This window comes from Flavobacterium sp. HSC-32F16, from assembly GCF_024171645.1.
Lineage (GTDB): Bacteria > Bacteroidota > Bacteroidia > Flavobacteriales > Flavobacteriaceae > Flavobacterium.
Genome location: NZ_JALKAC010000009.1, coordinates 119,928 through 134,560 on the forward strand (window position 1 = coordinate 119,928; position 14,633 = coordinate 134,560).

Sequence of the window (14,633 nt, forward strand, 5' to 3'; positions counted from 1 at the left end):
CAATTTTTTAATTTGATAAAAATACCGTACATTAGTGTAAAAAGCTTATAATTAAGCCCCAATTTAAACTATAAAAATGTACTTAAAATATTTATTTATAGGATTTGTTTTGTTTTCGCTCAAAGCAAATTCACAGATTGTAGAAGATAAAAAGAATTTCCGCGCGGCAGATTCGCTGCTTAAAGAACATAGTTTTTCTGTTCACAGGGATAATTATTTTTTAACTGGTGTTCCTCTTGATGACGATATTACCCGTAATAGTGCCGATGTAAAATATCAGGTTAGTTTTAAACTCCGATTAAACTCAAAACCTTTATGGGGTGGTTTTTTCCCGTATTTAATGTATACCCAAAAAGCCTTTTGGGATATTTACGCCAATTCGAAACCCTTTTCAGAAATTAATTTTAATCCAGGTGTCGCCCTTGTTCGTCCGTTTTATTTAAAAGGCGAAAGATTAACGTATGGAGCCATTTCATTTGAACACGAATCAAACGGAAGAGATTCTATTTATTCAAGAACCTGGAATATGCTGGCTTTTTCGTTAAAATCACAGGTTTCACCACGATGGACTGTCGGATTACGAGGCTGGATTCCGCTTGTAGATAAAGAAGACAATCCCGGACTTACAAAATATGTGGGTTACGGTGAAGCAAGTGCAACTTATCAGATACAACCTGGACGATGGAGCGCCGATGTTCTTTTTAGAAAAGGAAGCGGTCTTATTAATTATGGCTCTTTGCAGACACAATTAAACTGGAAACCCTATAAAGACGAGAATTATTATCTCACCTTGCAATGGTTTGTGGGTTACACCGAAAGTTTAATCGATTATCAGGAACACAAAAGCATGATTCGATTAGGATTTACCATTAAGCCCGAAAATATGGGGATTTTTTAATTATTGGCTTTTAAGATTTCTTCAATAATTATTTTTTGAACTTCTTCTGATTTTTCGGTTAAGACGGAATGCCCGGCATCTTCAAACAAAAATATTTTTTTCTTTGGAGCTTTTAGAATTTCAAAATATTTTTCGGCAATAGAAAAGTTGGTCTGAAGGTCTTTTTTTCCAATAAAAAAATATACAGGACATTTAACCGAAGGCAGTTCTTTAAATAGATTTTGCGTAATGGCCTTATTCCATGTTGGCAGCCATGTGTCTGACCATGTTTTTAGGTATTGTTTTACTGCGATTGTGTCCTTGTCGGCAAAAGGCTGCCCGTCATAACTAAACATCCATTTGCGGGAATAATATATTTGGTCGGAGTTCTTAAAAGGAATTTTAACGGTATTTAATTCTTTTTCTGCGGTTGCATTGCCTTTTTCTTTTGCATCGGCTTTGAGTTTATCCAGCAGTATTTGTTCGCTTTTTGACTGATCTATCACTGGGCTGAATGCGATATAAGCGCTTAATAATTCCGGATGCTTTTCGGCCATTTTAAAACCTAAAATAGTGCCCCACGATTCCCCAACGAGAAAGATTTTCTTTTTATTAAATTTTTTTAAAAGAAGTTTTATCAACTCATAAGTATCGTTTTCCATCAATTCAAGTGTAATTGGAACTGAAGATGTATTTAAAGCCAGTGTTTTGCCTGCCTCTCTTTGATCCCATTGTACCACTAGAAAATGATCTTGAAGTTTATTGCTGAATTTTTCTGCCTGATTCATTCTGGAACTGCCTGGACCTCCATGTAAAAAAAGTATAAGAGGCGCATTTTGATTTCCTTTATAAGAAATAATCTGTTTTATTTTACCAACAGATAAAGTATCATAATTAGTTTGAGTTTGTGCACATATGCAGCCAACAAATACTACAAGAAGAATCAGAGTAAATTGTATTTTATTTTTCATCTTTTATGTAATTAATTATGAGATCAGATTTGCTCTGTTTTGTCAATTTTTGTTTTATTAACAGAATGATTATAAGTGTATAAAGATAAAATAAATTGTTTCTTATAAAGTTAAATGTAATGTAGATAATACATTTTGTCTCGTTCCTTTTTTCAAATCAATAACATCAAATCTTTTGGTTGATGAAAAAGAACCAATATCGCTGTCGCTGTTAATTAAAACAGCTCCAACCAGAATAACATATTTGCAGTTATACTTCGTGCTTTCAATTAACTGCTGAATTCGATTGTCTATTGATTCGTAGATTATTTCTGTTGCTTCATAAAGCGGTATTTCGGCATTTATTATTTTATCTTTTTGATTGTAAAGAATTTGCTCAATTGTATTCATTTGATAATCTATTTCAGTAATGTGTCCTGGCTGTATAGTATTATCGAGTAACTTATTCAAAGCTCCATGGGCTGCGCCGCAACAGCTTGAGGGTTTGTGCTGGCCAAAACGATTTATTTCGCCAATAGTTCCCTCTTTAGAAATTCCAATGTGAGGTCCATAATAAATAAAAACAGCTCCGTTATCGGGAACATGACTCGCGAATGCCTGCATTCCGGTTAATCCGGTAAAAGGGAAACCATCTAATCCGCCCATTTTAAAAGGTCCCAGAAATTCATTAGTTCGTACAGGATATTGAATGCTGTTTACATCATCACTGCAAATGCTGTCTGCAAACATTATTTCTGCCGGTTCTAAGTCTAGTTCTTCTTCAATATAATCAATGATTTTATTTATAAAATCGATTGTAGTTAAAGCATTAGGATAGTATTTTCTAATGATTTCTAATTTCTCTCTTTTTTTCATTTTAGAAAATTTGCGTTTCTGGATTGTAAAATGATAAATATTGGGTTGAAGTAAAGTTATAAAAAATCAATAGTTTATGTATGTTTACTAAACTTTTTGTGGTTTCATTTTTTGAAAATATTTTTATAAATGACTGGTTGTTATTGTTGTAATGTTTTGAAAGTATGTGTTTTAACTTTTTTTTATTAAATTTGATATCACAATTTCTAGCAATACCGATTATGGAAAAATTAAAACGCCCGGTTTATCTTAAAGCCGGTACCGATGATTTTTTTAAAAAGTTACGCACAGAAGTGAACGAAACTGTTTTGCAAAATTCATCCTTGTACCTTTTAAATGTTGTAAAGTCTTTAGGCCTTTTGTTTTTGTTTTATTTGTTTTATGGCTGTATTTTGTTTTTTGGAAACAGCACACCTTTACTTTTCCTTTTTTACATTCTGACTGGGTTTACCATGATTGTACTTTTTATAAATGCTTTTCATGATGCCGCGCATGGTGCCTTATTTAAAAAACCAAAGCATAACGAATTGTTTTTATATGTTTTAGAACTTTTTGGGAGCAATCACTGGCTTTGGATGCGGCGCCATATAAACCTTCATCATGCTTATACCAATGTGCCCGATTGGGATATTGATATTAAACAAAGTGATATTATCAGGATTTTTCCAAACAGTCCGGTTTTTGAGTATCACAAATATCAGCATATTTATATGTGGTTTATTTATCCGTTTTACAGTTTGAACTGGATTTACATTCGCGACTTTAAAGACTTCTTTGGCACTAAAAATAACTTTGTAAAAAAGGTTGTCGAAGAAATTCCGCGAAAACAGATTTTCCTATTGTTTACGGCAAAAATCATAAATCTGTTTTATATTCTTTTTATCCCGATGATTGTTTTAAATCAGCCTTGGTATTTAATTTTATCAGCTTGGATTTCAATGCATTTATTTGGAAGTGTTTTAGGAGTTGTAGCACTAGTTTCTACACATGTTGATGAAGATGCACATTTCCCGGGAACCGATGAAGACGGAAATCTCTCCGCAACCTGGGCGTTTCATCAAATGATTGTTACCAAAGATTTTAGTACCAACAGTAAACTGGCCAATTTTTTATACGGAGGTTTTACTCATCATGTGGCGCACCATCTTTTTCCAAGCGTTGGTCATACATATTATCCATACATAACGCCCATTATAATGCGATATGCAAAAGAATATGATCTTCCATATACTTCCTATCCTTTTTATCATGCAATACGTTCGCATTTTAGAATGTTGAAAAACAAAGGAGTTAAAGAAAATATTTTGATGACTGGAGAGATTTGAGGATTTAAGAGAATAGTTTATTCTTTCCAACTATAATAAATGTAAACTTCTTGTATAATCTGCTTATTTCAGATTAATTTCAATCACTAATCCAAAATTAAATTTAAAAATAATACCAGATATCGTCTTTCATTAATCATATCTAGAAACGTAATTAGTTGGTAACAAGTATATTGATTATATAAGAAAATAATTATATTTTACTTGTTTATTTTTTACCGATTAATTATAAATTGTAAGAAAAAATGTATCTTTAAAACGAAAATAAATCTTACAATTTTATGACTTTAGGTAAAATCTTAAATGATTTTGGAGAGATTAAACACTTTATTTATGAAATCCAAAAAGGAGATACTCCTGAATCAGTTGCTGATAAACTTGAAATGACATTATATGAGCTTAGATCTTATCATAATTTTAATTGTATTGAAAATATAGATGTAATAAATGCCGGTTTTCCAAGTCATCTAGGGTTTCTTCTTTTAAATCCGAAAAGTACTGGATCAAACAAAGAGCAGGAAGAATTGAAGCCTGTAAAAGTAGTTTTTGATAATGAGTTTACGATACCTTTCAGTCACGTTATAGGTAAAAACAGCTATAAGGTATTTTTAGCTGTAGAGAATGATAAACAATTACAATCTGTTAGTTATAAGGTTAGTGTTGAGTTTATTAAAAGAGATAAAAATGGATACTCCTTATTTGAAATTGATAGAGTGTCTAAAGTGTTTTTAAATAACAATGTCATAGAAAAGATAGTAGATACTGTTGCTGAAGAGGTTTCAACTATTTTGTACCCTTTATTAATTGTTGTTAATCCAGAAGGAAAATGGGTTGATATTCATAATTTTAATGATATAGTTGAACGTTGGACTGAAAAGAGAAAAAAAATTGCAGAAACTAAAGAAGGTATTGTGATCAATAAATATTTTAATACTGTCGATTTTATTTTAGAGAATCCTGATAATCTGCTGAAAAATGTATCAGATGATTGGTTTTTAAATATGTTTTTTAATGGAATTCACACTGGTTATACTTTAAATTTTTCTTTTACAAATCAGGCAGATTTCTCTCTTACACCTAAAGATGATGTACTACTATTTAATGTAACTCAAAAAATTAATGAATACTTAAATGATGCTGGCATGATAGTAATCGAAAAAAAAGGATTGCTGGCTGATTGGTCTGAACAAACAACCCCATTTAACAATATATCATCTGGGAATTATCATTCTATTCATCATTTAAATCCTAATTCCTATGCAATCGAAAATATAAGTCTGGAATGTGATATTCTGGGAGATTACCATAAAAAGGTCTTTGTCAAAATCTATAATCTTAATGATACAAAGATTGTTCCTTATAATAAAAAAGAATCATTCTTTGTAGAAGAAAAGAAAAAAAAAGAAAGCTTTTTTAAAGACCTTTTTAAACTTCATTATTAAACATAATTTAAGAAAACAATTATGAGCGAAAAACATATTGTTGTAAATGGAGCCTCTTTAAAATGCAAATTTAGTGTTGAAGCGAAATTAGATAAATTAAAAGTCAATACACAAAGTAAACATTATGCAAATGATAAAGACGCTGAAAAAAAGCTGATTGCTACAGATAAAGAAATTGGTCAGACTTTAGATAAAAATACTTTTGGGAAATGTAAAATGCAGCCAAATGGTAGTGGTGATTATCTGCCATGTCAAGCTACCATTACAAAATGGAGTAATGTTTATGAAAAAATTACTTTATCTAACAAAGGAAAAATATTATTGGAAGATAGTAAAGGAACTTGTCCAATTGGCGGAACCGATTGTATTGAAATAACAAAACATGGGCAGTTAGCTGAGCCAAGTGAACAAAATTTTATGAAAGCAGATCCAGATATTCATAATCTAATAAATCCAATGTTTAATATGAGAGAGTTTCAAAATGAGTTAAATGGAATACCTGAAGTTGATAAATAGAAATTATGAGTTTTTTTATAAAAGGGGAGACAAGGCCTATAATTGGTAAGAATGTGTATGTATTAATGTACACAAAGCAAAATAATGATCAAGTAAAAAAAGGAGTACAATTATATGTTAATGATAAAGCTGATGTTCATAAAAATGTAGATGGTTCTAAAATTGTGAAGCAGCAATGGAAACTTTTAAAAAATGGAAAACTATTTTTTGATTTGGGTACAGATGGGAAAATCACTTTTAGTCAGGCAAGTTTAGGAAGCAATTATACAATTGTAGTAGATTTTTCAGATTCCCATGGAGCACAAGGCACAGCAAAGCTCAATATTACTCCAGTTGCAGGAACTCCAAGTATTGAGAATTTAAAATGGCAGGATGAATATTATCGTGATCTTGAGGAAAAAAAAATAGGTTATTCTGATAATGTTCGCTTGTTTATTCATACTCTCAATATTCCTGTTGGAGACCGACTTGATGTAACTATTTGGGAAGATGAAGGAACAGATGGACATGGGAGCAGCTCTCGAAATATGGGAACTTATAAATCTTCGCCTGTAGATAAATATGGTAAAACCGAAATTTATTTTAATAACATAAAAGTATATCAAAAAATACTGAATGATAAAGATTTTAGAGATGAAAATGAACATGAATTTTATGCTCAGGTAAAATACAAAGGAAAAATAGATACCTATAAAGATACAATACAATTGAAAATTGTAAATGATCTTAAAAAAATGGTTGAACCGCCTAAAAATAATAGTGTTGTAAAGGTTTCTGCTCCATACAAGCAAAAGAAACCAGAAAATAAAATAGGAGTAAAAGTAACTCTTAATGTTTTTTTTGACGGGACTAAAAACAACATGAAAAATACTCAAGCTAGATTAGCTTATGAAAAGAAGAAAAAAGGAATAATATTAACTCCAGAGGAAGAAATAGGAGCAAAAGCTTTTGTTAAAAATAAAGAAGAAGGAAGTAGTTATGATAATTATTTTTCAAATGTTGCAATTATGAAAACAATAAATATCATGGATTTGAATGAACGAATCATTCCTATTTATATCGAGGGAGAAGGAACAACAAACGAAAAGAAGGATGATACTATGGGATATGCTTTTGGTAGTGGTGATGTATCAGGCATTCCTGTAAAGGTTCGTAAAGCTTTTAATCAAATACAAACTGAAATAGATAGTTTAAAAAAGAAAAAATATATAACATCAAATCAGTTTATAAATGAAATAGATGTAAATGTTATCGGTTTTAGTAGAGGTGCAACAGCAGCACGGCATTTTTTGTCGCAAAGAAGAAAATTACAAGATTTGTATAATATTGAATCAAATAAGTTCATAATAAATTTTGTAGGTTTATTTGATACAGTTTCTTCGTACGAAGAAGAGGGCCGTTTTGCAAAAGTCGGTTCAGGATTGTCGCATAACTTTGATAACGATGTCGAAGAACTAAAATTAAAATTAGAAGGGAATGTAAAAAAAGTATTTCACCTTACTGCATATGATGAATACCGATATAACTTCTCTCTTACCAATATAAAAAGCTCTATTGATGCTGGAATAGGTTATGAGCTTTCTATACCAGGGGTTCATAGTGATATTGGAGGTGGTTATGCAGAAATAGAAAATGAACGAAGAAGACTTCATTTAGAAAGTGGATACAATAATATAAAAGAAACTTTAATAAAAGAAGGCTGGTATGACGAGAAACAAATAGTTACGACAACAGTTCAAAGTGAAGGGTATCCTTATACGACGCATATGGCAAATCGAACTATACCTTTCTCGTATCAATTTATTCCATTAGCTATTATGGTAAGTTTAGCTGAAAAATATAAATTAAAATTTGAGAAAAAAGACATTGAAACTAAGGGGTTAAAATACAGTGTTCCAGAAGATTTAGCTGATACAAAAGAATTATTGTTAAATTTTGCTTTAGCAAATGATGGAGCACATTCTAAAGCAGTAACCCTAAAAACTGAAAAATTACATTTTGTACGGAAAAAGTATTTACATCGATCAACTTATGATGGACTAGGAATGGAAGGCAGGTATAAAGAAGGAAAACCTTCAAGAAAAATTATTGAGGGTTAATAGTTGAAATTATGAAAGTTAAAAATTTAAATAAAATGTCCGATCAAAATAAAAATAAGATATTATCATTATTACTAATCTTGTTAATCTCTTTTTTATGCAGTTTTTTTTATTCAAGTGATTCAAATGGAGAAAAATTAATAACAACAATTCCTATTTTTACAATCTTATTTTCCTTATATGTTTATGCATATGGATTAAAAAAAATATGGGCAAAAATTTTATTTACACTTCTTATTATAGCAAGCATAATTGTATTGTCATTAATTTGGTGTTTTTTACCACTTTGCTAAAGGAATGGGATCACATTAATTTAAAAATATGAAAATAAATAATTTAAACAAAATTTACATTTTAATAGTGATAACACTATTAGTAATATTATTAAAGGATGTCTATAATGTATGCAAGGAAAGTGGTATGCTAATATTTAACAAGGAAGAGAAAAAAGAAATGCTAATAAAAACAGAAAAATTCGGATGGTTAGCAGCTGCAGGTGCAGGCGAAGAATATCCAATGGAAATTGTAAGTGGAAGCTTTATTGCCTCTGACGGCAGTGCACAATGGATACCAAGCAGAGAAGTTTTGAAAGCCGGCTGGGGTAATAGTAATGGTAGTTGGGTTGTAGGTGATGAATTGAGAAAAGTACCAGAACGCATGATATTAACTTGGCTTTCTTATGCAGAAAATAAATTTTTTACTGGCGAATTTGAGCTTCCACAGCAAAAAATGTACGAATTGTTTAAGCAAAATTATGGGAAAGGAATTCATCCTGACGGATCAGAATTTGATTTAAAATTTTCAGAACTTACAGTTGGATTAGCCCCAAAAGGTTTGGTAACTTTATGGATTAGTGGTTTTGCACAGATAGAAATAGGGACATATCAAGCACACGAAACAAATATTGAATGGGAAAATTTTTACAGAGGAGAAGCTAAAAGAGAAGTTGTAATAAAAAGTTATCAAAATGATATGCTTCCTTTTGTACAAGATGAAATAACACACAACAAAATAAATAATATTTATTGGAAAGATTTATTAGAAAGGTATAAATATTCAATAAACTTTAATAAAACAGAACAATACAAAATATATGATTATGAGATTTGGTTTATTAATCATGAATCTGTCGATACTAAGAGCAATGATTTGAATTATATTTTAAAATCTCAAATATTAAAAGCTATTCCTGGAAATATGGTGTTGTTTCTAAAAGATAATTTTGGGCGAAAGCTTGAGGTTCGTATTGATCTCTGTGTTCCTAAAGAAAAAAAAATAGAAGAAAATTTATCACTGGTTGAGGAACGTAATAAAAATCTAGAGCTGATAAAAGTTTTTAAAACATTTTATGCTCAAAATGAAAATGTTGAATTGTATATTAAATTCAATAAAGAAATTGTGAAAAGTAACATCTACAAGCCGGTTTATTCAGGTAAAGTTTTTCTAAAATCATCAACATCAGAAGTTGAAATACCTAACTCTACAGTAGCAGTTTATGATGCTGATTAAGAATGCTTTGATAATAAAAAACTATTTCATTTGAAATAGTTTTTTATTTGCCTCTCTCAAACAGTAACGAAGAAAACGTTCTAACCCCAGTTCTAATACATTCTTCATCAACTTCAAAATTTGGAGCATGATTCATGGCTGTGATTCCTTTTTCGAAATTAGAACCTCCAAGCAAGAAATAAACTCCGGGTATTTTTTGCTGAAAATAAGCGAAATCATCATTAAAATAAGGAACTTGTCCGTAATCAGGTGTAATAAAACCCTTTCCGTAAATAGTGTCCAGCGTATTTATTGAATTGCGTGTTAAATTAGGAGGGTTTAAAACCGTTGGATTTTCTTTTATGAAAGAAACAGACAGCAGTTGAGAACCGTAATTACTGTCTTTTATTATCTGTTCGACACTAGGTATTATATTTTTTATTTTATCAGCATCGGTCTCATATAGTTCTGCATTCATGTGAAACGAATCATTTTTAGAATAAGTTCTAAATTTTTCATCAGCAATTAAATAGTCTTTGAATATCGTGCTTGGATTAGCTAATCCAATTTTAGGATCTATAATAGACTGGATTTCCCAGGGTTTACTGCCATTATTAGATCGAACTAAAGAGTTACGAATTTTCGATGTAAGTTCTTTTATTTCTTCCCCAGATAATGCATTTTTAAATCGTATGTTTATCTCTTTTTGGTAAGCATACATTTCATTTGCTTTTACCATTATTTGTCCTGCAGGAAGTGCCGTAACATGCAGGGAATAAATCTCATCGAGTTTAAATTGCTCGAATTTTTTATTTTCGGCAATTCTTTTTGCACCAATAAATGTTTCTTCTTCAGGCTGAAAAATAAAATAAACCGTACCTCGAAGTGACTTTTTGTTTTTTGCCAGAACTTCTGCAATTCCTATTGCAACGGCCATATGTACGTCGTGACCACAGCCGTGCTGAACACCTTTTACTTTAGATTTAAAATCAGATGGATCAGGGAAATCATTAGGGAGGGCATCCATATCGGCTCGCCAGGCGATATTTTTTCCTTTTTTATCTCCTTTTAAAATACCTATAACACCATAGCCGTAAATCTCTGTTTCGACTTGAAGGCCTAAATCCAATAAATGCTTTTTGATAACTTCCTGAGTTCTTTTTTCTTTGCCGGCAAGTTCTGGGTTTTCATGAAAATCCCGTCGAATCTGAACAAGCTTGTCGAAGATTTTATCTGTTTCAAACTGAATAGATTCGTGTACAGTCAATTTACTTTTTGGTTTTTGCCCGTAAGCAATAGGCGTACAAAATGTACTCAAAATAAGTAATGTTAATAGAATTTGTTTATTCATTTTAAAAACGGAATCTTGAATTAGGAAGCTTTTAAGTCAAACGAATTTAATTATAATTTATATATTTACTTAAATAAAGACAAAATTATAACTTCATGTTACATTTTATTAAAACTTCCGTTTTTTTTATTGCTGTTTTTGGGATAAATTCTGCGAAAGCACAAAACGAAACTTATACAGAACCCGTAGAACATAAAATTGAAGACACCACTTTTGTTAATCTAAAAGACTATAGCAAAGATTTTGTCTATGATATGAAATATGCAACAGAAGACAATTTTTTAAAAGCCAAAGTGTACGATTGTGCTGAATGTTTACTACGATTGAAAACAGTAAAAGCTTTAGTTGCGGCTAATAAGGAATTTATTAAAAAAGGCTATAAAATTAAACTTTACGATTGCTATAGACCTTTATCGATTCAGAAGAGAATGTGGGAAATTGTATCGAACCCCAAATATGTGGCCGATCCAAAAAAAGGCTCCATCCACAATAGAGGAGGAGCCGTTGATATTTCGTTAGTCGATGTTAACGGAAAAGAGTTGGAAATGGGAACTGCTTTTGATTTTTTTGGACCAGAAGCAGCTCATAATTATACCAATTTGTCTAAAAAAGTTTTATCTAATCGAAAGTTTTTGAAAAAGATAATGATAGAAAATGGTTTCAATTCATTTGATTCGGAATGGTGGCATTATAACTTAAAAGCAGGTTTAAAAGATGCCGTTTCTAATCAAAAGTGGAATTGCAATTAATTACTCCACACATCTTATATTTTCCATGAAATACGTATTCGGATGCGTTACTTTACCTGTTAATTCAGAAGTAAGGTCTCTTTTTACGATATAATCTTCAATATTCGTAAGATATTTAACGCGCATAATTGATATTGGCGATTTTTTAAGCTCTTCATAATTATCTTTCATAAACATAAAGATTCCTGTATTGATTCGGTTATCAAAACCTTTGTCATCACGTACAAGAGTACCACAGCTTTCAGCATCAATATGAAGCAGTGTTACAATTTTTCCGTTTTCTAATTGAAGAAAGATTTTTGAATTTTTATCAAAGCAGTTGGCTTTTATAAAATCTTTGCTTTTTTGAATATTCTGTAAATTTAAAGTCGGAAGACCATCCGTTTGTGCCAGCGAAAAGAAAACATAGTTAAACGAACCGCCAAAGTATTTTTCGCTCATTAAATACTCGTTAGTTACTTTATAAGATCCAATAGAGTCTGTTACATTCACGCTGTATTCGCATGCTTTTTGGGAAAATGCTGTAAAGGTTAATAAAAAAAGAGTTAATGTAATTAGTTGTTTCATTTCTAGTTTATTTTTCTGCAAATTAAAACTATTTTGTTATCATTTTTATCAGTTGTAAAAAAACAATAAAGATTTCCTCCATTTTTTATTTTCCATTTCTTTCTGATGTTCTCTACAGTTTCGGGAAAATTACGGATTGTAACATTCGCTTGTTGATTTAAAAGTTCATTTTTCATTTCATTTTTGTTGTATGAAATTACTTTTTCAATCTCAAACCTTCTTCCCGGAAAATCAATTAAATCCTCAGAAGTATACAAATGAGAGTGTTTATGAAGTTTATTTATTTTGAAAAAAGAACTTATTTCATCAAATCCGCCGGATTTCATTATTGCTGAATTGGCTTCGTAAAGATATTTTTGAGGAAGATGATACGATGGTAATTCATTTTCTGCACCCAAAACAAATTCAAATGTTTCAATTTTATCTTTTAAAATGTTGGCTGTTTTTAAAGTTATTTCACCCGAATAATTTTTGTGAATTTCAAAAAGCAGTTCTTTAACTTCATTTTCAAGCGCAATAATATGAATGTTTTTTACAGATTTTAATTCAGATAATCCGGCAGAAATATCCAGTAAAGGCGCTGTTTTAATTAAAATTGAATTTGCTTTTTCAAAATAAAAATCTAAAGAATCCGGCACATTGGGCAGACAGTCTTTCAACATAAAAACTTTGCCTTTTGCATCATTTCGACGAGAAGGATCAATATAAATCCAATCCCATTTCTGACTCAAATTATTTAAAACGTTTGCCGAATCATCAGCATAAAAATGACAATTTTTAACTTGCAGCTGTTCAAAATTATGTTTTACAATTGCAGATAAATCTTTATTTATTTCGCAATGCGCAATAGATTTAAACTTTTTGGAAAAGTAACAATCATCAACACCAAAGCCTCCGGTAAGATCGATTAGAGTATCGCCTTCGATTAAAGAAGATTTATAAGCCGCTGTTTTTTCGGATGAGGTTTGTTCAACAGAAACCTTACTTGGATAAATGATATTTTCCGCCGCAAACCAAGTCGGGAGTTTATCTTTTGCTTTAGTTCTTGCTTCAATCTGATTTAAAATTAAAATCCAATCCATTTCTGGAAACGGATTTTTCTGAAGCGCTAATTTTGTTAAATCTGCACCAGTATTCTGAATTATAAATTCTTGAATATCTGGATGCAAAATGGGATTGTTCAAAGCTAAATTCTTTCGGTTAATACGGAGACAATTTTATTGTTAGGAAAAAATTCTTTTAAAATTACTTTAATCATGGTAAAAGCCGGAACAGCAATGATCATTCCCACAATTCCAAACGTGATACCGCTGATTAAGATAATTAAGAATATTTCTAACGGGTGCGAATTTACACTTTTTGACGAAATTATTGGCTGGCTGATATTATTGTCAATTGCCTGAACGATTAAGAAGCCAATAATTACATAAATGGTTTTTGGTAGAATTTCTGATTGAAAATCTTGCCCAATCATACTGATCATAGTTAAAATTCCAGCCAAAGTAGTTCCAATAATTGGCCCTAAATAAGGTATAACATTTAGAATAGCACATAAAAAAGCAATTACAAAAGCATTTTTATTGCCAAAGATTAGTAATACAATCAGATAAAGAATAAATACAACGATTAACTGCAATAATAAACCAATGAAATATCGGGTCAATAAGTGGTTGATTTTTGTGATTGAATTTAAAATTTTATCTTCATTAGAATCAGGAAGTATTCTTCTTGCCTGGTCTTTAAAAATGGTTTGATCTTTTATAAAAAAGAAAGTAATAAAAAATACCGATACCAATCCCATTCCCATATTGGCCATAAAATTGATAATTGAATTGATAAATCCGGTGAAATAACTAAAATCCAATACCGATGTTAGTTTTGAGTCTTTGATAACTTTATTTAAATCAATATGCTGAATATTAAAATATTCTTCAAGATGGGTTTCTGTCTCCATAAATTTAGTCTGAAGATGTGCTGTATCTAATAGAGCCAAATTATTTGCCTGCGAAATAATTAAAGGCACAAACAGTAAAATAAAGCCTACAATAAGAAAGATAAAAAAGATAATGGTAGTTGTGGCAGCCATTGAATTACTGAATTTTAGTTTATTTTTTAAAAATAAAACCAGCGGATTGGCAATTAAACACAATAGTAAGGAAACACATAAATAAACAATTACAGTCTGAATTTCATATAAGAAGTATAAAACGATACCAATTACTAAGATTGTTGCCAATGATCGTAAGATGCCGTTAGAAATAGTTTTTGACGTTACCATATTTAAATTTTAAGATTATAAATATAGGAAAAAGCTTTTATAATTCTAATGTTTGGGACGTTCTAAAATAATTAGCAAAAAAAAAGGCGGGATGATTTTCATCTCGCCTTTAATT

General features: G+C 30.6%; 13 protein-coding genes. 7 read left to right on the top strand and 6 right to left on the bottom strand.

Annotated elements, in window-relative coordinates; all coding sequences use genetic code 11:
* The first annotated feature begins 76 nt into the window (after positions 1–76).
* Positions 77–898, top strand: a complete 822-nt coding sequence (locus L1276_RS20625; RefSeq protein ID WP_253791181.1) for a phospholipase A — start codon at positions 77–79, stop codon at positions 896–898.
* On the opposite strand, the gene L1276_RS20630 is transcribed toward L1276_RS20625, so the two are convergent.
* Together L1276_RS20630 and L1276_RS20635 are read right to left on the bottom strand one after the other, a co-directional pair.
* Positions 895–1,848, bottom strand: coding sequence for an alpha/beta fold hydrolase (locus L1276_RS20630; protein ID WP_253791183.1), 954 nt, complete (start codon positions 1,846–1,848; stop codon positions 895–897). The genes L1276_RS20625 and L1276_RS20630 overlap by 4 nt on opposite strands.
* A gap of 102 nt (positions 1,849–1,950) precedes the next feature.
* Positions 1,951–2,703 carry a hypothetical protein gene (locus L1276_RS20635; RefSeq protein ID WP_253791185.1) on the bottom strand — a complete coding sequence of 251 codons (753 nt, stop codon included), beginning with the start codon at positions 2,701–2,703 and terminating at the stop codon, positions 1,951–1,953.
* Between the two features lie 221 nt (positions 2,704–2,924).
* Here L1276_RS20635 and L1276_RS20640 point away from each other — a divergent pair, with 221 nt between their 5' ends.
* From L1276_RS20640 to L1276_RS20660, 5 genes are all read left to right on the top strand, one after another.
* Positions 2,925–4,028 carry a fatty acid desaturase gene (locus L1276_RS20640; RefSeq protein WP_253791187.1) on the top strand — a complete coding sequence of 368 codons (1,104 nt, stop codon included), beginning with the start codon at positions 2,925–2,927 and terminating at the stop codon, positions 4,026–4,028.
* A gap of 281 nt (positions 4,029–4,309) precedes the next feature.
* Positions 4,310–5,470: a hypothetical protein gene (locus L1276_RS20645; protein ID WP_253791188.1), complete on the top strand. Its 1,161-nt coding sequence runs from the start codon at positions 4,310–4,312 to the stop codon at positions 5,468–5,470.
* A gap of 21 nt (positions 5,471–5,491) precedes the next feature.
* Positions 5,492–5,986 (top strand): DUF4280 domain-containing protein, encoded by a 495-nt coding sequence (locus L1276_RS20650; RefSeq protein WP_253791190.1) that lies wholly within the window; start codon positions 5,492–5,494, stop codon positions 5,984–5,986.
* Positions 5,987–5,991: 5 nt separating this feature from the next.
* On the top strand, positions 5,992–8,085 hold the full coding sequence (locus L1276_RS20655) for a phospholipase effector Tle1 domain-containing protein (RefSeq protein WP_253791192.1): 2,094 nt from the start codon (positions 5,992–5,994) through the stop codon (positions 8,083–8,085).
* Between the two features lie 321 nt (positions 8,086–8,406).
* Positions 8,407–9,594, top strand: coding sequence for a DUF2931 family protein (locus L1276_RS20660; RefSeq protein ID WP_253791195.1), 1,188 nt, complete (start codon positions 8,407–8,409; stop codon positions 9,592–9,594).
* Between the two features lie 43 nt (positions 9,595–9,637).
* Here the strand turns inward: L1276_RS20660 and L1276_RS20665 are convergent, their stop codons facing one another.
* Positions 9,638–10,924, bottom strand: coding sequence for a M20 family metallopeptidase (locus L1276_RS20665; protein WP_253791197.1), 1,287 nt, complete (start codon positions 10,922–10,924; stop codon positions 9,638–9,640).
* A gap of 95 nt (positions 10,925–11,019) precedes the next feature.
* Here L1276_RS20665 and L1276_RS20670 point away from each other — a divergent pair, with 95 nt between their 5' ends.
* Positions 11,020–11,673 carry a M15 family metallopeptidase gene (locus L1276_RS20670; RefSeq protein WP_253791199.1) on the top strand — a complete coding sequence of 218 codons (654 nt, stop codon included), beginning with the start codon at positions 11,020–11,022 and terminating at the stop codon, positions 11,671–11,673.
* Here the strand turns inward: L1276_RS20670 and L1276_RS20675 are convergent, their stop codons facing one another.
* From L1276_RS20675 to L1276_RS20685, 3 genes are read right to left on the bottom strand one after another with little or no spacing between them, the layout of a single operon-like run.
* The gene (locus L1276_RS20675; protein ID WP_253791201.1) at positions 11,674–12,240 is read right to left on the bottom strand and encodes a hypothetical protein; all 567 of its coding nucleotides are present in this window, start codon (positions 12,238–12,240) and stop codon (positions 11,674–11,676) included.
* A 2-nt stretch (positions 12,241–12,242) separates the two neighbouring features.
* Positions 12,243–13,424 (bottom strand): class I SAM-dependent methyltransferase, encoded by a 1,182-nt coding sequence (locus tag L1276_RS20680; RefSeq protein WP_253791203.1) that lies wholly within the window; start codon positions 13,422–13,424, stop codon positions 12,243–12,245.
* Between the two features lie 2 nt (positions 13,425–13,426).
* Entirely contained in the window at positions 13,427–14,518 is a 1,092-nt protein-coding gene (locus tag L1276_RS20685; protein WP_253791205.1) for an AI-2E family transporter, read from the bottom strand.
* Between the last annotated feature and the right edge of the window lie 115 nt (positions 14,519–14,633).

Bases quoted from the DNA above. Each gene is read 5' to 3' on its own strand.
- L1276_RS20625 (WP_253791181.1), top strand. From the start codon at position 77: ATGTACTTAAAATATTTATTTATAGGATTTGTTTTGTTTTCGCTCAAA.
- L1276_RS20630 (WP_253791183.1), bottom strand. From the start codon at position 1,848: ATGAAAAATAAAATACAATTTACTCTGATTCTTCTTGTAGTATTTGTT.
- L1276_RS20635 (WP_253791185.1), bottom strand. From the start codon at position 2,703: ATGAAAAAAAGAGAGAAATTAGAAATCATTAGAAAATACTATCCTAAT.
- L1276_RS20640 (WP_253791187.1), top strand. From the start codon at position 2,925: ATGGAAAAATTAAAACGCCCGGTTTATCTTAAAGCCGGTACCGATGAT.
- L1276_RS20645 (WP_253791188.1), top strand. From the start codon at position 4,310: ATGACTTTAGGTAAAATCTTAAATGATTTTGGAGAGATTAAACACTTT.
- L1276_RS20650 (WP_253791190.1), top strand. From the start codon at position 5,492: ATGAGCGAAAAACATATTGTTGTAAATGGAGCCTCTTTAAAATGCAAA.
- L1276_RS20655 (WP_253791192.1), top strand. From the start codon at position 5,992: ATGAGTTTTTTTATAAAAGGGGAGACAAGGCCTATAATTGGTAAGAAT.
- L1276_RS20660 (WP_253791195.1), top strand. From the start codon at position 8,407: ATGAAAATAAATAATTTAAACAAAATTTACATTTTAATAGTGATAACA.
- L1276_RS20665 (WP_253791197.1), bottom strand. From the start codon at position 10,924: ATGAATAAACAAATTCTATTAACATTACTTATTTTGAGTACATTTTGT.
- L1276_RS20670 (WP_253791199.1), top strand. From the start codon at position 11,020: ATGTTACATTTTATTAAAACTTCCGTTTTTTTTATTGCTGTTTTTGGG.
- L1276_RS20675 (WP_253791201.1), bottom strand. From the start codon at position 12,240: ATGAAACAACTAATTACATTAACTCTTTTTTTATTAACCTTTACAGCA.
- L1276_RS20685 (WP_253791205.1), bottom strand. From the start codon at position 14,518: ATGGTAACGTCAAAAACTATTTCTAACGGCATCTTACGATCATTGGCA.